Source organism: Acinetobacter sp. YH12049 (genome assembly GCF_013419875.1).
Taxonomy (GTDB): domain Bacteria; phylum Pseudomonadota; class Gammaproteobacteria; order Pseudomonadales; family Moraxellaceae; genus Acinetobacter; species Acinetobacter amyesii.
Map to the genome: position 1 here is coordinate 70,584 of NZ_VOZH01000002.1, position 23,777 is coordinate 94,360.

A 23,777-nucleotide genomic window follows, 5' to 3' on the forward strand; every position below is an offset into this window, starting at 1 on the left:
AGCAGGTAAGTTTGAGCGCAATAATTTGAAGTTACAGAAGTATATAAAGCACCTGTACTTTCTCTTTCTAGTATCTAGGTACTTTATTTATTTGATGTAGATAAATAATTTCCATATTGCAGTAGCTGTGCTCAACTCAGGCATTTATTTTGCTTAAACATGGCGAAAATATGTGCCAGCCTTTAAATTATTCTATAAAGATGATTGAAAACAACATGCGCTGAGCCCATATATAAATCATTGTAAATGCGAAGACAGCTTATGCATCTTGTCGTATGATCAAGTCATTCACAATGTGTTCAAAAAGCTGATGAAGCAATAACTAAGGAATAGGACGAGATATGAACATTGCGGCAAATCCAGTGGTCGAAGCAGACCAAACTGTTTATTTAAAAGACTATCAAAAACCATCATTTGTCGTAGATAGTATCGATCTTGATATTCAAGTCTTTGATGACCATACCAATGTAAATGCAAAATTAGTGATGCAGCGTCAAACGGCAGGGGATTTGGTGTTATTGGGTCGTGATTTGGAACTCAAATCAATTCGCTTAAATGGTCAAGTTTTGCCAGCAGATGCCTATGTTGTAGATGCAGAACAACTGGTGATTTCAAATGCACCTGACCAAGCTGTCATTGAAACTGAAGTCGTGATTCATCCTGAAAGCAATACTCAACTCGAAGGTTTATACCAAGCGGCAGGCGATTTATTCGTTACTCAAAACGAGCCTGAAGGCTTCCGTAAAATTACCTATTATCCTGACCGTCCTGATGTGCTATCGGTATTTACCACACGTGTCGAAGCGGATAAAAAATTCCCTGTATTACTTGCCAATGGTAATTTGATTGAAGCGGGTGAAACCGGTGAAGGTCGTCATTATACCGTTTGGCAAGATCCAACCAAAAAACCATCGTATCTATTTGCTTGTGTGATTGGTGATTTGGCAGTACTTAAAGACACTTATGTGACGTCTGAAGGTCGTAATGTTGCTTTAGAAATCTATGCAGAAGAAAAAGACATTCCAAAATGTCATATTGCCATGGAAGCTTTAAAACATTCGATGCGTTGGGACGAAGAACATTATGGTCGTCCTTATGATTTAGACAATTATATGATCGTGGCAACCAGTGCATTTAACATGGGTGCAATGGAAAACAAAGGTTTGAATATTTTCAACACCTCTTGTGTGCTTGCTGATGAAGAATACACCACAGATGCAGCGATCATGCGTGTTCAGTCTGTGATTGCACATGAATACTTCCATAACTGGACAGGTAACCGTATTACATGTCGTGATTGGTTCCAACTTTGTTTAAAAGAAGGTTTGACGGTATTCCGTGATCAGTCGTTCTCAGAAGATTTACAATCTGCTGCGGTACAACGGATCGATGACGTTGCAGTATTAAAAGCACATCAGTTCCCAGAAGATTCAGGCCCGCTTTCACATCCACCGCGTCCAGATCATTTTGTTGAAATTAATAACTTCTATACCGCAACAGTGTACGAAAAAGGTGCGGAAATTAACCGCATGATGGCGACATTGTTGGGCAAAGAAAAATTCCGTGCAGGTACTGACGAATATTTCAAACGCCATGATGGTCAAGCTGTGACAGTTGAAGATTGGGTAGCAGCACTGACAGCAGGTTCAGGTGTGGATTTATCGAGTTTCTTGATTTGGTATAACCAACCGGGTACACCAAAACTTGAAGCAAAAGGTGAGTACGATGCTGCAAATCAAACCTATACTTTAAGCTTGAAACAAAGCTTAAAAGCGCATCCAAAATATCCAAATTTAAAAGCAGTGCCTATTCCTGTGGCTTTGGCATTGTTTGATGCGACGAGTGGTGAACAGTTAGTTCTCAGCTCCGATGCATTGGTTGAAAATGGCATCAAAGATGGCGTGTATTTATTTGATACCGATACTGCAACGATTACATTTAGCGGTGTAAAAACCCAGCCAGTTGTTTCTTTACTGCGTAACTTCTCTGCACCCGTTAATCTTGAATTTAACTATTCAGATGAAGAGCTTGCTTTCCTGATGCAGTACGAGCCGAATGGTTTTAACCAATGGCAAGCTAGCCAAACTTTGTTAGAGCGTATTTTGTTAAATGGCCATGATGCCGACATATATGTTCAAGCCATTCAAAATACATTACCAGCATTGGTTGAGCGTGATCCATTACTTGCTTCACGTTTATTCGATGTACCGACAGAGGGTTATTTAGGTAGCCGTATTGATACCGACTACAGTCCTGCCCAAGTGCAAGAACAGCGTGAAGCACTGTTAAGTCGTGTGGCACGTGAGTTAGGTGCTTTCTTTAAAGAGACTTATGCAACTTTAGACCCAGATGCGCAGAAAGAGTTTTCACAAGCCATGGGTGTTCGTGCATTGAAAAACATCATGTTGAGCATGATGGCACGTCAAGGCGATGCTTCTGTATTTGAATTGGCTTATGAACAATTCAGCTCTACAGGCAATATGTCTGAACGCCTTGGTGCTTTAAAAGTATTGGTTTGGAATGATGCACCACAAGCGCAGCAAGCTTTAGAAGCCTTCTATACACGCTTTAAAAATGAAGCCTTGTCGATGGACCAATGGTTTATGTTGCAAGCGGCTCATCCGAAAGCAACTGCGGAAACTATCAAGGCACTAACTGCTCATCCTGACTATGACTTGAAAGTACCGAACCGTATTCGTGCGGTTACAGGCGGTTTAAATAGCAATCCTGTCAACACATGGAGCTTTGGTGTACAGCACATTGTTGAATTGGCTAAATTCCTCGATGAGAAGAATCCAATTGTCGGTTCACGTTTACTGCAAATTTTGTCCCGTTGGTACACTTTGGCAGAGCCGCAGCGTAGTGAAGTCAAAGCTAAACTTGAAGCGCTTAAACCTGTTGTGAAATCGAAAAATGTGTCAGAAACCTTAAACAGCATGTTAAGTGTTTAATCATTCAACCTATTTGTACGATTGATTTGAGTTAAATCAGTCCTACTAAAATGAGCCTGTTGCCATGACTATTGCAGCAGGCTTTTTTATATCCAGTCTTTTTATCCAATCTTTAGCTAGGATTGAAAATTAATCATGTTTAGAAGACTGAAACTGAATGATATTCTCTAATTATTTATTTAAATTACATAATATTTGCAATACAAATCACATAATGGCGTTACAATGATGTGGATTTATCGTATTTCTCACTGTATGCGGTAAGTCATCCAAGTTTTTGAATGTTTAGATTTTTTATCTATTTCATTATGCAATATTTTTGAGGCGAGTCATGTTAGTTAAGGTTGATGATGGTTTTTATTTAAACTCACATCATATTATTGCAATTCGGATTAATAGAGATTTGCTTGATACCTTTGTTGTTTCTGTAGAATACACACCGAACAGTGTGCAAAATACGGGTGTATTTGAAAAAAAATTCAATGCGCGCCGCGATGCAGAACAATACTTACAGACTCTGAATCAGATCATTGGTAAATCTTAAAACGAAAGTGCATACCAATGATCTTGTCTAGATTGAAATGGACATGACATGAATCAGACGCAGATTGACGTCTAGCAAAAGGGATGAAACGCATCCCTTTTTTTGTGCTTATCTGAGCGAAACTAATGCGAAGAATTGAAAATTAGTAATTCTATTGATACGACCCGATTTGCACGTCCGATATTTTCCTGACATGCTGTAGCCATCCAAAATGAGCTAGAACTATATGCGAATCAGTATTGTGGGTGCAGGTCGTGTTGCACATCATTTGCTCAAAGTACTTCATCCACAACATCACATTGTGCAAGTATATGCACGAAATCTCGAAAAGGCAGAAAAACTTGCAGCAAGTGTAGGTGCAGAAGCCATTCATACCCCAAATAAGTTGAATGCTGAGATTGATCTTTTGATCATTGCGGTGAGCGACCAGTCGATTGCAACCGTTATTCAGCAAGTTACAGCCTATCTGCCACAGGTTTTGATCGTGCATACTTCAGGTAGCACCAATATCACGGTACTGACCCAGCAACATTTGCGAGCAGGGGTGTTTTATCCTTTACAAACCTTTAGTTTAGATCGAGATGTGGACTGGACGTCTACACCGATCTTTGTAGAAGCCGCGGATTCTACAGATTTGAGGACATTAACAGATTTAGCAAACAGCATGAGTCAAAGGGTTTATCAATATGATTCGGCACAACGTTTAAGTCTGCATCTTGCTGCGGTGTTCGCATGTAATTTTAGTAATTATTGTTATGACATGGCAAAGCAGGTTGTCGATGCAAAATACGTCGATTTTAGCTTGCTTTATCCATTGATTTTAGAGACAGCCAATAAAGCGACTCAGGCTGAACCGCGTAACATGCAAACAGGCCCTGCAATGCGTGGGGATCAAAATATCATGCAGATGCACGCCAATATGCTTGAGCAAGCTGATCAAGTCGACCTGAAAGCGGTCTATGAAATGCTGAGTCAGCAGATTTTTGAGCATCATCAGAAATAAACAATCTATAAAGAACAATGAATATTTATTAGCATAGAAATACATGTCAATCAGGATGTTACATGGCAAAAGATTTTAATAGCCCACAAGTGGTCGAAAGTTATGATGCACATATACGTAAATTAATTCCCGGTTATGAACTTGTCCATCAACAGATTCAGGCGGTGTTAAATTGCTATGTCGCTGAAGATGCCCATGTACTGATTATTGGATGTGGGACGGGCTATGAATTGGGCTATCTCATGGCCTTGAATCCAACATGGTCATTTACCGTTACAGAATTATCTGAAAATATGCTGAATCAAACACGGCAAAGTGTTGAAGCTGCTGGACAGTTGCATCGCGTCAAATTTGTTTTGGGCAGTCACACTACTTTTGAGCAGGCGAGTTGTTTTGATGCGGCGCTGAGTATCTTGGTGACGCATTTCATTCTGTTGTCAGAGAAAACTAACTTTTTAGCAAAAGCTTTTGAATTGCTTAAACCGCAGGGCATTTTTGTAAGTTTTGACTTGATGCAAACTCATTCGCGTTTTGAGCAGCATGTACTGCCTGAGTTTTGCAAAATGCAGGGTTTATCTGCATCGCAAGCGACAAAAATGATGCAACGTTTAGAAGATGACTTTGAACTGATTAGCCAGCAGCACTATCAAAGCTTACTGAGGGAAATAGGCTTTGATCAAATCCATTGTTTCAGTCAAATCTTTAGCTATGCAGCTTACTGTGCTTTTAAAACGTCTATGGATTAAAAGAATAAAGACCAAGTTTGAGTGTATTAAATCCATCGATCATTTTGACAGATATTGTTGCTACCTTGCATGAGTGAAACTTACATCAAAATTTTGATCAATAGTCTCATTTTTTCTTGCTCGGTATCGCGCTCATTATTTTAAGAAAGAAACTTTTCAGTCAGCGTTAAATCCATTATTGTGCATTTATAAAAATAATCAATTGGATGAAAATAATGTCTAAAATGGAATTTGATTATATCGTGATTGGTGGCGGAAGTGCGGGATGCGTACTGGCTGCACGCCTCAGTGAAGATCCACATATATCTGTGTGCTTACTAGAAGCAGGTGGGCAAGGTGATCAGTGGACGGTCAATATTCCAGCTGCATGCGTGGTGAGCTTGCCGACCAAGATCAATAATTGGGCCTTTGAAACTGTGCCTCAAGCTGGCTTGAATGGTCGTAAAGGCTATCAACCACGTGGAAAATGCCTTGGCGGTTCATCCAGTATTAATGCCATGATTTATATTCGTGGACATAAAAATGACTATGATCAATGGGCGGTACAGGGCAATACTGGCTGGTCATACGACGAGGTCTTGCCATATTTTATTCGCTCAGAAAATAACAACCGAATACACAATGAATTCCACGGTAATGACGGCCCTCTATCTGTTACAGATGTACAAAGTGACAATATTTTCCATCAACGCTATACCGAAGCGGCTCGTGCACAAGGCCATAAAGTCCTCGATGATTTTAATGGCGCAGAACAAGAAGGCTTAGGGGTTTATCAGGTAACGCATATCAATGGAGAGCGTTGTAGTGTGGCACGTGCGTATTTATTTCCACATTTAGATCGGCCAAATTTAACTGTATTGACCAAAGCCACAACACATTAAATCATTATAGAAGATAAAGTGGCCACAGGTGTTGAAGTCCAACATGCAGGGCAAATGAAACACCTAAAAGCCAGACGTGAAGTCTTGCTCAGTGCCGGTGCGATGCAATCACCGCAGATTTTAATGTTGTCTGGAGTAGGCGATCAGGCCGAACTCCAAGCTCATGGCATTGAAGTGAAACACCATTTACCGGGTGTAGGAAAGAACTTTCACGATCATCCCGATTTCATTTTTGGTTATAAAGTCAAAGAATACCAAGGCACATTTGGCGTATCTTTACCCGGTTCAATTGATATGTTTAAGCAGATTGGTCGCTATCGTAAGGAACGACGAGGCATGATTGCTTCAAATTTTGCAGAATGCGGTGGTTTTCTAAAGTCTTCACCCAATTTAGCAATGCCAAATTTGCAATTACACTTTGTCGTGGCGTTAGTAGATGACCATGCACGGAAATTTCATGCAAGTCATGGTTTGTCGTGTCATGTGTGTCTGCTCAATCCAAGAAGTCGCGGTACGATCAAATTGAGTGGTTCCAGTGTCAATGATCCATTATTGATTGATCCAAACTTTTTAGGGCATGAACAGGATTTAGAAGATTTGGTACAAGGCTTTAAGTTGACGCAGCAGTTAATGATGTCGCCGTCTTTATCGAGTCATTATCAGCAAGATTTATTTACCTCACTGGTCAAAACCGATGATGACATACGTGCAATCTTACGTCAGCGTGTGGATACGGTTTATCACCCTGTCGGTAGTTGTAAGATGGGCGTAGATGAGATGTCTGTGGTTGACCCTGAATTGAAAGTCTACGGGATTCAAAACCTTCGTGTAGTCGATGCCTCCATCATGCCTTCTGTGGTGAATGGCAATACCAATGCCCCAACAGTGATGATTGCTGAAAAAGCCGTGGATATGATTCGTCAAAGTCAGCTCCAAGCGCAAGTAGCCTAGGTGTAAGCAGTTTTCCTGTGATTTGAAACAACACAGATAAATCTTAGATCAAAAACAGCAATAAAAAACCACCGCTAACGGTGGTTTTTTATTTCATTCAAAAATTAGTTTACTTTTTTGAAGATGAAGTCATTAATTTTATGGCCTGCTTCAATTCCGCGACGTTCAAACTTAGTTTGTGGACGCCAGTCTGGACGAGGGTAGCTATTGCCTTTACCTGCAAGGTTTTCAAGACGTGGACGTTCTTCAAGAACTTCGATCATCCATTCAGCATACGGTTCCCAGTCAGTTGCTGAGTGGAATGTGCCGCCGATTTCTAATTTTTCTTCAACCAATGGCATACGGTCATGAGATACAAAACGACGTTTGAAATGACGTTTCTTCTGCCATGGATCTGGGAAGTATAATTGCACAGTGTTAATACTGTTGTCTGGCATTTCACGTAGCACTTGGATGGCATCAGCATCCAATACTCGAAGGTTAGTTAACCCTGCAAGACCTGCTTCATAAACACATTGAGCGATACCCGGAACATGCACTTCAATGCCGACAAAGTTTCGCTCTGGATTTGCTTTTGCCATTAGCACCAAAGAGCGACCCATACCAAAACCGATCTCTACAGTTAATGGGCGTTCAGGGTGTTCAAAATGCTGACGCAAATCACCAACGGGGTATTCCAAAATTAGATGACCATATTGTTCCAGCGCAGTACGTTGCGAAGTATTAAGTGGCGCAGAGCGGCGCATAAACGTCACGATTTCACGGTGTTCGTTTAGGTTATCCAGATCTACAGCGTGCTGGTCTAATTGATCGTTCGACATAACTTTGGCAAATGTAAAAAATTCGAATGCGGTATTTTAAGTCCTGAGATGCACAAGTCAAATTTTTACCGTGAATAAATCCGCTTTTTGCTCAATCTTACCGATTGGAGCCGTGCTTCGCATTTGCCATGTACAGTGAATTACTTAGCTCAAAAGTCATGAATTAACATTAATCTAGGCTGTTTTTTCATCAAGATCTTCACTGTCAGCACCATCAGGTTTAAATGGCAAAATGGCCTCAATAACGGTACAACCCGGCTGTGACTGTATTTTAAATTCACCACCGATACGATGGATTCGTGTTTGCATACTATGTAGACCAACATGTAGACCTTGTTCAACATCGTTAGGGTTGAAGCCTATACCATTATCTTCAATACGTAATATCAGTTGAGTCTCTGTTTCGCACAAACTGACTTGAACTTTGCTAGCCTGACTATGCTTTAGAATATTGGTCAGGGTTTCTTCAGTGACACGAGTCAAATTGAGACATTGAGTTGCAGTGGGTGAGTGAATCCATTCGGCAGCAAATTTCCAGCTTGAGCTCATGTCTAATTCTTCAAAGAGCTGTACAAAGCGATGGCGAATCGGCGCCGCCCATTCGATCGGGGTGTCCGGAACTTTCGTCCCTATACTCGAACCTGAATCGATGACTTGTCTTAAATCATTACGGAACAGTTTAAGCATCGACATGATTTGTGGTTTTTCAATTTTATCATTTTGTTCTAACAGTAAAATTGAACGGACAATTGATCCGCCTAAACCATCATGTAAGTCATGAGATAAATGAATTCGTTCTTGAAGTCGTGCATTTTCAAGCGCGAGTTGATGTTGTTGACCGAGTGAAGTAGCGAGTTTCAGTTCAGCTCGTTGTACATTTTCAGTTAAGGTCTTATTAAAACGTTCAATTTGACGGGTGTGTCGAGCTAAACGCAAAGCCAGTACCCCGCCCAAAACGAGGGTCGTTAGCGGCCCGGTATATGGCGAGAGCGCATGGCCTTCCATGGTCATCATAAAGTGCGCATCATGTACTGCAATCGGTAAATAAATCAGATACAGCGTTGCAAGCAAATAGGTTTCAGCCATTTTGGCTTTATAGGCTAAATATGGGTAGCTAATACATTTGGCCATAAAGACCAAAACAAAGAAGCTAAAACAAATTTGGATGACAGTCTTTAAATAAGCCTCTGGCGCAAAACCTATACAGAGCGCGGCGATGGTGGCAAGACTTAATAACAGTTTTTGAATTTTCGGGAATGGGTGGTTTGCAAAATACCATGCACCAATACAGCCAAAAACCGTATAAAAACAGAAAATGATATTTTGTATGCGGTCGACCTGTACGGTGGTTAGAAATGCAATTGGCCCATTAAAAATAATACACAGGCTATAAAACACCCAACACATACCAGTGATGGTTAACCATAAATAAGCTCTTTCATTACGATTGGCGAGCCATGCTAAAAAAAAGAACACAGCCACGACGAAATTAATCATCGTATTGAGTTCGACTAATTGTCGTTGTTCGAGTAACCAAATTTTAAAGGTATTATAGACTTGCTGGTATTCCCCAATTTGAACTGAGCTGAGTCCTGATTTTTGGGTCACCGAACCATACACTTGCACCCAAATGGTATTTACACCTTGCTTTAAACTCGAGCTAGGCAAGTTCAATAGTCTAGGTTGGTGTTGGCTTCGTGAGAAATGCTCTGCTGAAATATAGTCTTGCCAAAGTAGGGCATCGTTGATGTAAACCCGTCCACTTTGGGTGATGCCTTGTATGGCGATAGCAATGGGTTGATTTAATTGATGGAGGTCACAGTTCAACTTAAATTGGATTTTGTACCAAGCGATACCATGATAATCCGGCCAACGTTTATTCCAAGTGTCTGGAAGCTTTTGCAGATTTTGCCAACCTGTACGTGGGCGCTCTTGCTCGACAGCGCTTTTAGCTGTGGCAATATGGGTAATTTCAACAGGACAATGACTGCTTGAGATCTGTGGGGTGGCATTGGCAAAACTGGGTATAGCGATACAACATAGCAGGCAAAATAGACTCGCGAAGACCAGCAGCCGATTTGCTTGAATGCAGTGTCGTGACCAAAACCATACCATTAAAATTCCCCCAATTTTGTGTATCCACAATTTAAAAAATAAATAGAAAGTCAGATCAAATCTTTGTTTTATTATTGATAGTTATAATTTTATGAGATGAATTATACAGTTAAATCGAATGAATGGTGAATTTTTCTCTTTTTTATAGGCTTGGTATTTGATGTAATGTCATTACAAATGAGACTTTGATTATTGAAACCCTTTGCTATATACATCCTGCATAGGGTTTCAATAGGTCACACTTTATTGAAAATTGATTTGATTCAAAGTGAATATTTCAAAAACCCATTAGTCACTGACACGGTCAAGTAAAGTGCTACTTGCTTCATTTAAGCCAAAAACCTCTACTTGAATCTGTTTTGACTCAAATTTTTGTACGACATTCTTCAAAATATTAACGGAAGTAATATCCCAAATATGGGCATGACTCAGATCAATTCGCACATGACTAACCCTCTCCTGAAAATCAAAAAATTGATAAAAACTCTCAGAGCTACTAAAGAAAATTTGTCCATAGACTGTGTAGCTACGAATATTGTCTTTAAGTTCTGATGTGACTTTTACCGAACTTTCCAGTTGATTGATAATAAACAACGCAGAGAGGAGCACACCAACCAATACGCCAAGCGCCAAATTATGTGTTGCAAGCACCACGATCACCACAGCTATCATCACGACATTAAAAGACATCGGATGCTTTGAAAATTGCTTGACTGATTTCCATTGGAAAGTGGTAAACGATACCATAACCATAATCGCGACTAAGGCCGCCATTGGGACATACGCCAACCAGTCTTTTAAGAACACCACTAAGCACAACAAAAATACACCTGCAACCAAAGTGGAGAGGCGAGTTCGCGCACCAGAGCTGACATTAATAATCGACTGCCCAATCATGGCACATCCAGCCATGCCGCCCATAAAGCCACTGACTATATTGGCAATCCCTTGACCACGACATTCCTGATGACGATCACCTTCAGTTCCAGTGACTTCATTGATCACTGTCGTGGTCATCATGGTTTCTAATAGGCCAACTGTTGCTAGGGTAATGGAATAGGGAAAAATAATCGTGAGTGTTTCAAGATTGAAAGGAATTTCAGGAATCAAGAAAATAGGTAGAGTCTCTGGAAACTTACCCAAATCACTCACAGTACGCAGGTCTGCACCTAGAAATAATGCCAAGCCACTGAGGACAATAATGCAAATCAGCGGTGATGGAATAGCTTTGCCAATTTTAGGTAGATATGGAAACAGATAAATAATCGCAAGCCCTAAAAGCATAAACACATAGCCCCAACTATCCATCTTTGACATTTCAGGTAGCTGTGCGACAAAAATTAAAATCGCGAGAGCATTTAAAAAACCATACACCACTGACTGCGAGACAAAGCGCATGAGTTTTGCCACTTTAAAATAGCCAGCAATGATTTGAATCACACCAGTTAAAACTGTGGCAGCCAAAAGGTATTGCAAACCATGATCTTTGACCAATGTGATCATAAGTAAGGCCATCGCACCCGTAGCAGCTGAAATCATTGCTGTACGACCACCAAAAAAGGCAATGGTGACGGCGATACAAAACGAAGCGTACAAACCAACCTGAGGGTCAACCCCAGCAATAGCTGAAAAGGCGATCGATTCTGGAATTAGCGCCAGTCCAACTACTAAGCCTGCAAGCACATCGGTACGAATATTGGAAAACCATTGTTCTTTTTTAAGTTGTAACACGGTAACTTTTCATCAAATCTTAAACGCGGCTATGTTAAAACAACTGAGTATAAAAATGCATAACAGATTGACTTGAAATCTTCTTGATTATGGACAATAGTCAATGAGTATATGTGTTTCAGCATTTACGCTTTTTTGCAATTTACAGGTTTGATCACTTGAAAGTTTGACAGAAGAGATTTAAAACATTGAATAGTACATAACAAGGATCAGATATGAAGCTTTATTATTCTCCAGGTGCATGTTCATTAGCATCACATATAATTTTAAATGAAATTAATGTCGATTTTGATTTGGTCCGTGTTGACCTAAAAAACCATAAAACAGAAAAAGGGGTGGATTATTACGAGATCAACCCAAAAGGTTATGTACCTGCATTAGAAATCAACCCAGGTTTGATCCTGACCGAGAACGTGGCCATTTTACCGTTCCTTGCACAGCATGATCCAAAACAAGACTTAATTCCACCATCAGGTTTAGGTCGTGCCAAAGTTTTAGAATGGCTTGGCTATTTGAACTCAGAATTACATGATGCTTATGCTGTATTCTTTGGTGCTCCACTAGATGCAGACGCTAAAGAAAAAGCTTATGCAGAAATTGATCGTTTATTGACATACATCGATAAAGCGATTGGTGAATCGGATAACGACTATTTGGTCGATGATAACTTTGGCCCAGCAGATGCTTATCTCTTTGTACTGACAAATTGGTCAAATGGCATCGGTCATGATTTAACGCCATATAAAAATATCATTGCATTACGCAACAAAGTTGCAGAGCGCCAATCAGTTCAAATTGCGATGCGAGATGAAGGTTTAATTCCTTAAGTTGTGTATTCAAATTGAATTAAAAAAAACCGCCGAAATTGGCGGTTTTTTATTGCTAGATTTTTATTGCTCAGGTTTAACTTAGTACTCGAACTGCGTATAGAAATCATCAAAGTTAATATTTTTAAGCGTCAGCTGTTGTGGTGCTTTGAAGGTTGACCATTTGGTATGAGTTTTGGCATCTTCAAACATATTGCCGCCTACAATTTCCTTACGTTTTAAGGTCGAAAAATTATAGCTTTTCGATGTTTCTTCACCAGAAGCTCGGTGAAAGCTACTGTAGTCAAAACCAATCAGGTCAAAGCGTTGATTTTGCCAACGGAAGGTATAACTATGTCGGGGCCATTCCCAGCCACTACAAGCCATAAAATAACTAAAATGAACGAGTAAATTGCCTTTACTGATTTGCATGTCTTCTGCTTCAGCAAGTGGGTCTAGTAGGCATGAATTGGGCTGCTGAGCGACTGGGATACTGTTGTTTTCAACGATACGTTGATATCCCTTTGCGGTTTTAAAAAACACGATGAGTTTTCGTGGATGGTTATGAACGACTTTGCCATCGTCATCATAGGTCACCACATCAACTTTTTGTTTTTCCACGATCATCGCAATATCTGGCATTTGATCTTTGTTTAGGTCGCCAGTCGTAGCCATCAAAATGTTCCAACCTTGAGGCGCGAGTGATTTGGCTGTGCTTGGCACTTGGGCAGACAGCCAACTAGATGCGACACAAAGACTCAAAGTACAAAATATATGGGATATTTTCATTGTTATCAGGTTTTCAAAATCAAAAAAAGGACTCAATAGAGTCCTCTTTTATACCGTGAATGAGTTCTTATTTAAAGAAGTATCCAGTTTCAGGTGAGCTGGCATTTGCCATGCGTTTACGCGGCATACGTCCTGCTAGGAATGCTTCACGGCCTGCTTCAACTGCTTTTTTCATCGCTGAAGCCATCAGAACAGGGTTTTGTGCAGCTGCAATTGCTGTATTCATTAATACGCCATCACAGCCCAATTCCATCGCTATCGCTGCATCACTTGCTGTACCTACACCCGCATCGACCAAGACAGGCACTTTGGCATTGTCTTTAATGATCGAAATAGTATGTGGGTTGAGAATGCCTAAACCTGAGCCAATGAGACTACCTAAAGGCATAATCGCTACACAGCCCATGCTTTCCAGTTCTTGTGCCACAATCGGGTCATCTGAGGTATAAACCATGATTTCAAAGCCATCGTCAATCAATGTACGTGCAGCTTTTAAAGTCTCGGTAATATTTGGATATAGGGTTTTCTCATCGCCTAAAACCTCAAGTTTAACCAGATTGTGACCATCTAAGAGTTCACGCGCCAACATACAAGTACGAACCGCGCTGTTCGCATCGAAACAACCGGCTGTATTTGGCAAAATCGTATATTTCTCAGGTGGAACTACAGAAAGCAAGTTCGGCTGGTCTGGATGTTGACCAATATTCACACGGCGAATGGCAACGGTCACAATTTCAGCACCACTGGCTTGAATGGCCTGGTCAGTTTCCGTTAAGTCCTTGTACTTACCTGTACCAACTAAAAGTCGTGAATTAAATGTACGTGAACCAATGATAAGGGGTGTATCTTCCATGGGAGCTCCATTTTAGCCGCCACCTACGGCATGAATAATTTCAATATGATCTTGCTCTACAATTGGGGTTTGTTCCAATTTACTTTTCGAGATGATCATTTCATTTTTTTCAACAGCGAAGCGTTTGCCTTCCAGTTGTAATTGTTGAACCAATTGCAAGAGGTTGACACATTCGGTTTGTGTAGCTTCGCCGTTTAAATAGATTTGCATTTGTGGATTCCGTTCTTGCTGCCTTACCTATTGAATAAGGCCAAAATCTGTTGTTAATTATTTTGCGTATTTAAATGCATTCCAGGCCAATATAAGCCATCCAGCAATCATCAACGCTCCACCAATCGGGGTAATTGCACCGAGACCGCGTGGTAAGCCAAGAGCCATCACATATAAAGAACCACAGAAGAAGAAAATACCAATTTGTATAAGCAGGAAACTGGCTTTTATTGGAAGTTGGGGAATGACTTTGGATAAGATCGCGAGGGCAAGTAAGCCCAGTGCATGATAAAACAAATAGTCCGTTGCAGTTTGCCACCAAGCCAATTGGGCTTCAGTCGCGCGAGCTTTTAATCCGTGTGCACCAAAGGCACCAAGCATTACAGCAAAAGCTAAGTTAAGTGCGGAAATGGCAATCCACATGTGCATTCACCTTAACAAAATTTGCGCATAACCATAGCATATTTAGCACGCAGGGTTAAAGCAAAAATGCCCAAAGTTTTTGTGTTACAGCCTGTCATTCAAAACTATTCAGACATAAAAAAGAGCATCGAAATGCTCTTTTTTAGGATGACTAGGAAAAACTTTCAAATTAGTTTGAAGACATTGCGACTTTAATTTTTTCCATCGCATTTTTTTCCAACTGACGAATACGTTCAGCAGATACATTATATTCTGCCGCCAATTCATGCAGCGTCGACTTTTCGTCATCTAACCAGCGACGTTGTAAGATGTTACGCGAACGGTCATCCAACTGATCCATGGCTTCATGTAAAGCTGAGGTACTTTGTTCTTCGTAATCTTCATCTTCTGCTAAACGCGCAGGGTCGTAACGGTTATCTTCGAGATAAAGGGCAGGAGCGACATGGGTCGAACCTTCATCGTCGTCATCACCTTGAGCTTCAAAGGCAGCATCATAAGCAGTTAAACGGCCTTCCATTTCCAAGACTTGTTCAGGTGTTACATTTAAGTCATTGGCAATCGACTGTGCTTCAGCCAAAGATAATTTTTTAGATGACTTTTTTAAGCTACGTAAATTAAAGAATAATTTACGCTGCGCTTTAGTGGTCGCAATTTTGACAATACGCCAGTTACGAATCACATATTCATGAATTTCTGCTTTAATCCAATGCACAGCAAAAGATACAAGACGTACGCCCATGTTTGGGTCAAAACGTTTTACCGCTTTCATTAAGCCCAAGTTACCTTCTTGAATCAGGTCACCTTGTGGCAAACCGTAGCCTGCATAGCTACGTGCGATATGCACAACAAAACGAAGATGCGACATCACTAGCATTTTAGCTGCGTCTAAATCTTGGTCATAATAATAACGCTCAGCCAGCTCTTTTTCTTGTTCGGCCGATAAAATTGGAATCTGATTAACAGTACTAATATAAGCACCAAGATTCACCCCAGGTGCCGATAATGACAGGGGCATCAATTGATTGCTGCTGTCACTCATGTTTTCTCCTTGAGAATTAAAATGGGTAAGCCCAATAACTAAGATTCATCTTAATCCAATATTTCCGTAAATTATGGAAAATTGGGTATAGAAATGTAAACTTTTATTCAATTATGAAGCAATTTAGTTTAACTGAATCTTTTTAAGATTCAATCAAGTAATGAAACTCAGAATCGGAAATTTTGCGCATTTCACAGTTTAACTGATGTATTTGACAGTATCGTGATACATCTTGTTGGCTGTGCGGATCGGATGACTTTAACAATAAAGATTGGTCTGGACTTTTCTTTAAAGCTTTTTTGAGCATCAATAGTGGCATCGGGCAGGGTTTACCCATTGCATCTACAGTTAAAAGCGAATTTTGGCTGTCATTCACGAAGCAGATCCAACATGTTTACATTTCAATGGAAATATTAGCAAATACAGTGCCAAATCCCAACCTAAAATAGGTAAAAATCCTTTGTGATTTATAACTCAAACGATGTGAAAAAATAAGAATATTCAAAAGGAAAATAGATCAAAAAAATCTATTAATTGCGGTAAACCCGTGTTAAGCTCGTTGCGTTGTTAAGATTTTTGTTGGCTGTGAAGCCTCTTAACTCTTGATATATTTGGATGTAACCGGGATTTTGTTGATAGTTTTACAGAATGATTACAAGCTTAGAAATAAAAATATTTTTTTTAACCTTGTTTGGTCTGCTGTTTGCAACACCGGGTGGTCCTTCTTTTTTAAATACGATAAGGATTAACTTATGACAGCTCGTGAACAAGGCGTTGTTAAATGGTTCAACGACACTAAAGGCTTTGGCTTTATTCAACGTAACGGCGGCGACGACGTATTCGTTCATTTCCGCGCAATTATGGGCGAAGGCCACCGTTCACTTCGTGACGGTCAACGCGTAGAATTCAGCGTTGTTAAAGGTCAAAAAGGCTTCCAAGCTGAAGAAGTACAACCTTTAGACTAATCGTCTGAATGTACTCAAAAACGCTCCAATGTAAATTGGGGCGTTTTTTGTTTATAATGCTTCAGCAATTTTGTGATTATTCAATTAGGGCACATCTATATGTCATCAGGTTTTGAAACCTTAAATTTACATCCGAACCTTAAAAAAGCCATTGATGCTTTGGGTTTTAAGGATATGACGCCTATTCAGCAAAAGGTTTTAAAATTTACATTGGCTGGACATGACGCTATTGGTCGTGCTCAAACTGGTACTGGGAAGACTGCGGCTTTCTTGGTCAGTGTGATCAATGACTTGTTGAATAATCCAATTAAGGAACAGCGTTATCGTGGTGAACCGCGTGCATTGATTCTTGCACCAACCCGTGAGCTTGCATTGCAAATTGAAAGTGATGCTAAAGAATTAGTGAAATACACTGATCTCAATGTCATGACTTTGCTCGGTGGGGTAGATTTTGATAAGCAAAAAAATCTATTAAATCGTAATTTTGTCGACATTATGGTTGCAACCCCAGGTCGCTTAATTGACTTTGTGGAACAAAAAGAAGTTTGGCTCGATCAAATTGAATTTTTAGTGATTGATGAAGCTGACCGTTTATTAGATATGGGCTTTATCCCATCTGTAAAACGTATCGTGCGCTTTTCACCACGTAAAGAACAACGACAAACTTTGATGTTCTCTGCAACATTTAGTTATGATGTTTTAAATTTGGCACAGCAATGGTTGTTTGAACCAGTAACTGTTGAAATTGAACCTGAGAAAAAAACCAATGCAGATGTAGAGCAACGTGTCTACATGGTGGCGAAGTCTGATAAATATAAATTATTGGAAGACATCTTACGTGATGAACCAATTGAAAAGGTCATGATCTTTGCCAACCGTCGTGATCAAGTGCGTAAACTTTATGATCATCTCAAAAAAGACGGTTATAAAGTGGTGATGTTGTCAGGTGAAATCGCTCAAGATAAGCGTTTGAAAATGCTTGATCAGTTTAAAAATGGTCAACATAACATCATGATTGCAACAGACGTTGCAGGTCGTGGTATCCATGTCGATGGCGTTTCTCATGTCGTGAACTTTACACTTCCTGAACAGTCTGATGATTATGTACACCGTATCGGTCGTACAGGTCGTGCAGGTACTCGTGGTGTGAGTATTAGTTTCTTGTCTGAAGATGATGCTTTTTCACTGCCTGAAATTGAAAAAGCCATTGGTCAAAAATTACCTTTAACCCGTTTAGACGGTTATTGCTAATTTTGCTTCTAAAAAGCCTGCAGATTTGCAGGCTTTTTTATTTCATGTCGACTATTTCATTTGGAGTTAATGACAAAACAAAATCACAGACTAGCGTTTTAGTTTGCACGGCAACTAAAGGTTAGTACGGTTTGGTAATCATCATCTTTGCTGATGCTACCGCTATTTCCAGTAATGGTGCCAAGTACGCCAGCCGCCGCCTGAATCATTTGACCTGTCTTTTCATCGACCACGCCTTTTAAAACTCCGTTGTATTCTTGCTTTTCATCCACCACGACAGGGGTCGCATTTTTACCACAGGTACTATTTGCAGCTGCAATTGCATTATTTTTTGCCGCTAAACTGGTTTTACCTACGGCAGTCACTTCATATTGATTATTTGGTTTTTGAATCGCTAAAGATTTTGTTGGCGTAGATGTACATGCAGCTAAAAGCACAGTTGCGCTTAGCGTGCTAACAATGGCAACAGTTTTATTGAATTTTTTCATACGGTGCCCCGAGTTAGAAACAATTTGATTTATTTGAACATAAAATTTCTTATAGAACAGGGAACTGCTGTACAAGTTATGCGGTTTTTTTATAGTAAATCTGTGAATAAAGCTGACTTAACAAATAAGCACCGAGTCTGATGTAAACATTCTAGAGTAAGTTATTGAGAATATGCTAATCTTGAGCAAACGTTTTAAAGTACAGTGTATAGATGTCAATTCTAAAATCAGCAGTTGATACAGTTCATCAAAATATTCATCAGCGTCAGTCGATTGGTCATTTAATTGAACCTGCGCCGAATGCTGAGCAATTGGAAAATGCGTTTCAAGCCGCTTTAACGGCGCCAGATCATCATCGTCTTAAGCCTACGCGTTTCGTGATTATTCCTGAAACTGAACGTGAAGCATTTGGTGAGTTGCTTTCACATGCTTTAGCCGATACTGGACAAACAGAAGAAGCGCAGTTGGAACGTGTGAAACACCATCCATTTCGTGCGCCACTATTGGTTTTGGCTTTAACTCAATTACAAGATCATCCCAAAGTTCCGCATTTCGAACAAATTTTAAGTTCAGGCGCAGCAGTACAAAACTTTTTGCTCTCTTTACAAGCACAGGGCTTTTCAACCATGTGGCGTAGTGGGGCGGTGGTTGAATCTAAATTGTTTAAACAAGCCTTAGGCTTAACGGAAAACGATTTGATTTCAGGCATTATTTATATCGGTACAGCTGTGAAAGCAATTCCACCTCGTGCTGAAATACAGTCTGCTGACTTTGTAAGCCATTGGCATAAAGCAAACCAATAAAAGTGAAAAATAGATCGATTGATGAAGTTCGATCAGTAAAGAAATTAGGATAAAAGAACAATGTCAGAACTTGATTTTGCAAGTCTTGTTAGCCCTGTGTCAGTCGATCAAAAAACTGCACTACGTGTTACGGTGTTGGGTGGTGGGAGTTTTGGTACTGCGATGGCCAATACCGCAGTACGTAATGGCTGTGACACCATGATATGGATTCGTGATGAGGCGGCGGCTGCGGATATCAATGCAACACATATCAATAAACGTTACTTGCCAGATTTTCAATTAGAAGCTGGGTTGCTCGCTGTTTCAGATTTAGAAAAAGCAGTATGTAATCGTGACATTATTTTAGTGGCTATTCCGAGCCATTCTTTCCGTAGTGTTTTACAGCAGATCAAACCTTTTATCACGTCACAAGCAGTGGTGTCTTTGACCAAAGGTATTGAAGCCAATACCTTTAGTTTTATGAGCGATATTATTCGTGAAGAACTTCCTGAAGTCCCTTATGGTGTGCTTTCAGGGCCAAACTTGGCGAAGGAAATTGTTGCGGGACAACCTGCGGGGACTGTGATTGCAAGCCAATCTGAACTGGTTCGTTATGCAGTTCAACAAGCGCTACACAGTGCTTTGTTCCGTGTGTTTGCAAGTGATGATGTGCATGGTGTGGAATTGGGCGGTGCACTGAAAAATATCTATGCAGTCGCGATGGGTTTAGCTGCAGCTTATGGTGTCGGTGAAAATACCAAGAGTATGATTTTGACACGTGCTTTGGCAGAAATGAGCCGCTTTGCAGTGAAATTAGGCGCAAACCCATTAACATTCCTAGGTTTATCTGGTGTCGGTGATTTATTTGCAACTTGTAGTAGTCCGCTCAGTCGTAATTACCAAGTCGGTTTTGCACTCGGCAGTGGTAAAAGCTTAGAACAAGCGACCAAAGAACTAGGACAAACTGCGGAAGGGATTAATACTATTGTGCAAGTACGCGCACGCTCTGAAGAGCTCGGTGTATATATGCCAATTACCAGTGCATTGTATGAAGTGATTTTTGAAGGTGCGCCGGCCCTGAACATTGCTTTGTCATTGATGAAAAATGGACATCGCAGTGACGTTGAATTTGTCTTGCCACATCAGCAAGTTTAAGTTTGCTGATTAATATGCAATACACATAGCTTTGTCATACTGGCTGTATATAATGTGCGGAATAGAATAAGGAAATTTTATGCAACTGACATTGGTTAGGCATGGCGAAGCTGCTCCACCTGTAATGGGGAATGATGAAAAGCGTCCTTTAACAGCGCGTGGACAAACTCAAGCGGAAGAAACTGCAGCATATTTGAAAGATTTAATTCAACCAGACGTTTTTGTGGTGAGTCCGTTACTGCGTGCGCAGCAAACACTTTCATTTTTGCAAAAACATTTTCCACATGTACCTGTGGTTATTTGTAATGCCATCAAACCGGAAGATGATGCCAAAGTTGCAGTGGAATGGTTGTCACATTTACCGTATGAGTCTATTGTGGTGGTGTGCCATATGAACGTTGTGGCACATATGGCCAGTGTTTTGGTCTCAGAATATTTTAATCCCTATGCTTTGGCAGAAGCGCGCATTTATGAACAAGCGGTCATTGCTCCAGGGTTATCAACTCAAATTAAAACGTTTATACCATCAACATAAAAACCAATTAAAACGGCAGAAAAATTAATGTTGTATTTATGGATGCCCGAAGCCAATGGGGTTTGGCAATGGTCAGAAGGGGATTTCTGGAAGCAGTCATCGACACTTGAACAGTTGATTCAGGAAATTCAGCCACATGCGGGAAAGGAAGCGGTTGTTTTCTTTCCGAGTCGTGATGTACAAATCATTCAGCAAAATTTTCCAAAAAACCAATATAAAAAACTTGGCCCAGACGGCGTAAAATATTTACTTGAGGAATATGTCATTTTGCCTTTGGATGCAATGAAAGTATTGCATCATTTTCAAAGTCCAGATGAATTAACGGTCATGGGGATTGCACATAGTGCAGTCGAAACGATGCAGCATGCTTTGACGCTAATTCCTGTAAAAGTTATTTCATTATTACCAGACTTTTTGGTCTTACCAAGTCCAGAATCAGGGCAACATGTTTTGGCAAATGTCAGCGGTCATTTATTGGTCCGAAATAATGAATATGTCGGTCAGTCTGTTGATGATTTGGCATTGTATTTAGATTATCAAATTGGTCAGCCGAACTATAAGATTTCAAATCTAAGTTCAGATCAGACGCATAGTCTTGAAGCCGCTGTAACGCATGATTACATTGAATCTTTTCATTATGAACTACCCAATATAAAAAAACCGAAACAACATCCACTGAATGTTTTGCCGAAAGCCAAAGCCAATACGGGTGTGAGTGGTTATTGGAAAGCATGTGCAGCAGTTTTGGTTGCGGCTTTAATTACACAGTTTAGCTATGATGCAGTTCGTTGGTATCAATACAAAAAAGTGGCAAATATCACTGCGTCACAAGCGATTGATCAGTTTAAATATTGGTTTGGTCAAAGCTATCCTGTGACTGAACAAACGCTGAAAAGCCAGTTCGAATCACAATTGCGTCAGAGTCAAACAGGCAATGCGCAGGCTTTGTCTTTACTGAGCCGTGTCGGGCCAGTTTTAATGCAAAACCAAATTTCTGCAAATCGTGTCAGCTATGAAGCCTCGATGTTGAATATGGAGCTAAAAGCCAATTCGGCAGAAGTACTACAAACCCTAACCAATCAATTAAAACAACAAGGTTTTAAGGTTGAATTAGGGAATATTCAACCAAGTGCCAACGGCGCGATTGGATTGGTGAAAATACAATAATGACAAAAATGGAAAACTTACAGCAACGAATAGATGGGCAAATTGAGCGCATCACTGATTATTTAGACCAACTTTCTACTCGTGAACGAGTCATGGTGATCTTTACCACGATTTTTGTTGTAGTGGCAGCGATTGGTTCGGCACTGTTTTATATGAACAAAGCTGCAAATTTTCAACAAAAGCGCGTGAATGAACTCAAAGATACTGTTGTTTGGATGCAAAGTAATGCCGTCACGATGAAACCAGCAGGTGATACACAACTGAGCGCGTTGGAAAAAGTTCAGCGTGTATCGCAACAACAGGGTTTATCCGTGGCATCTCAACAAGTCGGTGAGCAAATACAGATTGCAGTGATGCATGAAAATTATGCAATTCTGGCCAATTTTTTGACGCAATTGGTTCAAATGGGCTTAAGTATTGAAAAGATGGAATTAAGTTCTGAAGCGGGACAGGTCAAATTAACAGCGAGTGTGCAATAATCGGTAAAAATAAAGATCTGCTAAGCATGGTGTTTTATTTGTGCTGTGCCTATAATATGCCGACTTAAAAAGCAGTAGACTTTTATAGATATGTTGTATTCTCTAGCCCGCCCTTTGTTGTTTACTTTAGCACCAGAGCGTGCACATGAGCTGACATTATCGCTGTTGAAATCTTCTCACAAGATGGGAATGATGCGTCAAAACGTGGCGTCTAAACCAGTGACATGTATGGGAATCGAATTTCCTAATCCAGTTGGTTTAGCAGCCGGTCTTGATAAAAACGGTGCTTATATCGATGCGCTGGCGAGCCAGGGCTTCGGCTTTATTGAAATTGGTACAATTACCCCACTTCCACAATCAGGTAACCCTGAACCTCGTTTATTTCGTTTACCGAAAGCAAAAGCCATTATTAACCGTATGGGTTTTAACAACGATGGCGTGGATCAGCTGATCGAAAATGTCAAAGCTGCAAAATTTAAGGGTGTACTTGGGATCAATATCGGTAAAAATGCAGTTACACCTGTTGAAAAAGCAGTTGATGATTATCTGATTTGTCTAGAAAAAGTTTATAACTACGCTTCTTATATTACGGTTAATATTTCATCTCCTAACACTAAAAATCTTCGCAGCTTACAAAGCGGTGATGCTTTGACTGAACTGTTAGAGACACTCAAGAAACGTCAACTCGAGTTGGCGGATGAAAATCAACATTATGTACCCTTAGTACTTAAAGTTGCACCAGATCTAGAACCAGAAGACATTAATTTTATTGCCCAACAATTGTTAAAATTTAAAATTGATGGTCTGATTGTTACCAATACGACTTTGTCACGTGAAGGTGTTGAAGGCCTTCCATATGGTGATGAAGCAGGTGGTCTATCCGGTGCGCCAGTCTTTGAAAAAAGTACGGCATGTTTGGCGGCTTTTGCTAAAGTATTAAACGGTCAAATTCCATTGATCGGTGTAGGTGGTATTTTGTCGGGCGCGGATGCTGTTGCGAAACAAAAAGCAGGAGCTAGCCTTGTACAAGTGTATAGTGGCCTCATATATACAGGTCCGACACTTGTAAAAGACTGCGTAGACGCATTGTAA

Annotated in this window: 23 protein-coding genes and 1 pseudogene; 14 read left to right on the plus strand and 10 right to left on the minus strand. The window is 40.3% G+C overall.

Features of this window, described 5'->3' with window-relative positions:
• The first annotated feature begins 341 nt into the window (after positions 1–341).
• The 5 genes and pseudogenes from pepN to FTU05_RS01215 all read left to right on the plus strand — a co-directional run bounded on the left by pepN (position 342) and on the right by FTU05_RS01215 (position 7,076).
• On the plus strand, positions 342–2,951 hold the full coding sequence (gene pepN, locus FTU05_RS01195) for an aminopeptidase N (RefSeq protein ID WP_180163980.1): 2,610 nt from the start codon (positions 342–344) through the stop codon (positions 2,949–2,951).
• Positions 2,952–3,282: 331 nt separating this feature from the next.
• On the plus strand, positions 3,283–3,495 hold the full coding sequence (locus FTU05_RS01200) for a hypothetical protein (RefSeq protein ID WP_180003031.1): 213 nt from the start codon (positions 3,283–3,285) through the stop codon (positions 3,493–3,495).
• A 226-nt stretch (positions 3,496–3,721) separates the two neighbouring features.
• Positions 3,722–4,498, plus strand: a complete 777-nt coding sequence (locus FTU05_RS01205) for a Rossmann-like and DUF2520 domain-containing protein (protein WP_180163982.1) — start codon at positions 3,722–3,724, stop codon at positions 4,496–4,498.
• Between the two features lie 62 nt (positions 4,499–4,560).
• The gene (locus FTU05_RS01210; protein WP_180163984.1) at positions 4,561–5,244 is read left to right on the plus strand and encodes a class I SAM-dependent methyltransferase; all 684 of its coding nucleotides are present in this window, start codon (positions 4,561–4,563) and stop codon (positions 5,242–5,244) included.
• A 215-nt stretch (positions 5,245–5,459) separates the two neighbouring features.
• Positions 5,460–7,076: pseudogene (locus tag FTU05_RS01215) on the plus strand (GMC family oxidoreductase).
• Between the two features lie 104 nt (positions 7,077–7,180).
• Here FTU05_RS01215 and trmB read toward each other — a convergent pair.
• The 3 genes from trmB to FTU05_RS01230 form a co-directional block, all read right to left on the minus strand.
• A complete protein-coding gene (trmB, locus tag FTU05_RS01220; RefSeq protein ID WP_078188891.1) occupies positions 7,181–7,897 on the minus strand; it encodes a tRNA (guanosine(46)-N7)-methyltransferase TrmB in 717 nt (238 codons plus the stop codon).
• A 174-nt stretch (positions 7,898–8,071) separates the two neighbouring features.
• Positions 8,072–10,012 carry an ATP-binding protein gene (locus FTU05_RS01225; RefSeq protein WP_180163986.1) on the minus strand — a complete coding sequence of 647 codons (1,941 nt, stop codon included), beginning with the start codon at positions 10,010–10,012 and terminating at the stop codon, positions 8,072–8,074.
• A 288-nt stretch (positions 10,013–10,300) separates the two neighbouring features.
• Positions 10,301–11,743, minus strand: coding sequence for a SulP family inorganic anion transporter (locus FTU05_RS01230; RefSeq protein WP_180163988.1), 1,443 nt, complete (start codon positions 11,741–11,743; stop codon positions 10,301–10,303).
• A gap of 215 nt (positions 11,744–11,958) precedes the next feature.
• Here FTU05_RS01230 and FTU05_RS01235 point away from each other — a divergent pair, with 215 nt between their 5' ends.
• Positions 11,959–12,570 (plus strand): glutathione binding-like protein, encoded by a 612-nt coding sequence (locus tag FTU05_RS01235; RefSeq protein ID WP_078188886.1) that lies wholly within the window; start codon positions 11,959–11,961, stop codon positions 12,568–12,570.
• 81 nt (positions 12,571–12,651) lie between these two features.
• Here FTU05_RS01235 and FTU05_RS01240 read toward each other — a convergent pair whose 3' ends face one another.
• From FTU05_RS01240 to FTU05_RS01265, 6 genes are all read right to left on the minus strand, one after another.
• Entirely contained in the window at positions 12,652–13,224 is a 573-nt protein-coding gene (locus FTU05_RS01240; protein WP_180163990.1) for a hypothetical protein, read from the minus strand.
• A gap of 181 nt (positions 13,225–13,405) precedes the next feature.
• The gene (locus FTU05_RS01245) at positions 13,406–14,191 is read right to left on the minus strand and encodes a thiazole synthase (RefSeq protein WP_111885685.1); all 786 of its coding nucleotides are present in this window, start codon (positions 14,189–14,191) and stop codon (positions 13,406–13,408) included.
• Between the two features lie 12 nt (positions 14,192–14,203).
• Positions 14,204–14,401, minus strand: a complete 198-nt coding sequence (gene thiS, locus FTU05_RS01250; RefSeq protein ID WP_180163992.1) for a sulfur carrier protein ThiS — start codon at positions 14,399–14,401, stop codon at positions 14,204–14,206.
• Between the two features lie 57 nt (positions 14,402–14,458).
• Positions 14,459–14,824 carry a DUF423 domain-containing protein gene (locus tag FTU05_RS01255; protein ID WP_180163994.1) on the minus strand — a complete coding sequence of 122 codons (366 nt, stop codon included), beginning with the start codon at positions 14,822–14,824 and terminating at the stop codon, positions 14,459–14,461.
• A 169-nt stretch (positions 14,825–14,993) separates the two neighbouring features.
• Positions 14,994–15,863 (minus strand): RNA polymerase sigma factor RpoH, encoded by an 870-nt coding sequence (gene rpoH, locus FTU05_RS01260; RefSeq protein ID WP_180034717.1) that lies wholly within the window; start codon positions 15,861–15,863, stop codon positions 14,994–14,996.
• A 142-nt stretch (positions 15,864–16,005) separates the two neighbouring features.
• Complete coding sequence (locus tag FTU05_RS01265; protein ID WP_078189214.1) at positions 16,006–16,200, minus strand: sulfurtransferase TusA family protein; 195 nt, start codon at positions 16,198–16,200, stop codon at positions 16,006–16,008.
• Positions 16,201–16,615: 415 nt separating this feature from the next.
• Between FTU05_RS01265 and FTU05_RS01270 the strand changes: the two genes are divergently transcribed.
• Positions 16,616–16,828, plus strand: coding sequence for a cold-shock protein (locus tag FTU05_RS01270; RefSeq protein ID WP_005014923.1), 213 nt, complete (start codon positions 16,616–16,618; stop codon positions 16,826–16,828).
• A 99-nt stretch (positions 16,829–16,927) separates the two neighbouring features.
• Positions 16,928–18,079 carry an ATP-dependent RNA helicase RhlB gene (gene rhlB / locus FTU05_RS01275; RefSeq protein ID WP_180003018.1) on the plus strand — a complete coding sequence of 384 codons (1,152 nt, stop codon included), beginning with the start codon at positions 16,928–16,930 and terminating at the stop codon, positions 18,077–18,079.
• A gap of 98 nt (positions 18,080–18,177) precedes the next feature.
• Here rhlB and FTU05_RS01280 read toward each other — a convergent pair whose 3' ends face one another.
• Positions 18,178–18,567 carry a hypothetical protein gene (locus FTU05_RS01280; protein ID WP_078188876.1) on the minus strand — a complete coding sequence of 130 codons (390 nt, stop codon included), beginning with the start codon at positions 18,565–18,567 and terminating at the stop codon, positions 18,178–18,180.
• A 212-nt stretch (positions 18,568–18,779) separates the two neighbouring features.
• Here FTU05_RS01280 and FTU05_RS01285 point away from each other — a divergent pair, with 212 nt between their 5' ends.
• The 6 genes from FTU05_RS01285 to FTU05_RS01310 all read left to right on the plus strand — a co-directional run bounded on the left by FTU05_RS01285 (position 18,780) and on the right by FTU05_RS01310 (position 23,777).
• The gene (locus FTU05_RS01285; protein WP_171525909.1) at positions 18,780–19,370 is read left to right on the plus strand and encodes a nitroreductase family protein; all 591 of its coding nucleotides are present in this window, start codon (positions 18,780–18,782) and stop codon (positions 19,368–19,370) included.
• Between the two features lie 60 nt (positions 19,371–19,430).
• Positions 19,431–20,504 carry an NAD(P)H-dependent glycerol-3-phosphate dehydrogenase gene (locus FTU05_RS01290; RefSeq protein ID WP_180041318.1) on the plus strand — a complete coding sequence of 358 codons (1,074 nt, stop codon included), beginning with the start codon at positions 19,431–19,433 and terminating at the stop codon, positions 20,502–20,504.
• A 79-nt stretch (positions 20,505–20,583) separates the two neighbouring features.
• The gene (locus FTU05_RS01295) at positions 20,584–21,039 is read left to right on the plus strand and encodes a histidine phosphatase family protein (RefSeq protein WP_180059042.1); all 456 of its coding nucleotides are present in this window, start codon (positions 20,584–20,586) and stop codon (positions 21,037–21,039) included.
• Positions 21,040–21,066: 27 nt separating this feature from the next.
• Complete coding sequence (gspL, locus tag FTU05_RS01300) at positions 21,067–22,206, plus strand: type II secretion system protein GspL (RefSeq protein WP_180059043.1); 1,140 nt, start codon at positions 21,067–21,069, stop codon at positions 22,204–22,206.
• Complete coding sequence (gene gspM / locus FTU05_RS01305; RefSeq protein WP_078188869.1) at positions 22,206–22,685, plus strand: type II secretion system protein GspM; 480 nt, start codon at positions 22,206–22,208, stop codon at positions 22,683–22,685. The genes gspL and gspM overlap by 1 nt, the downstream gene beginning before the upstream one ends.
• Positions 22,686–22,775: 90 nt before the next feature.
• A complete protein-coding gene (locus FTU05_RS01310; protein ID WP_180003012.1) occupies positions 22,776–23,777 on the plus strand; it encodes a quinone-dependent dihydroorotate dehydrogenase in 1,002 nt (333 codons plus the stop codon).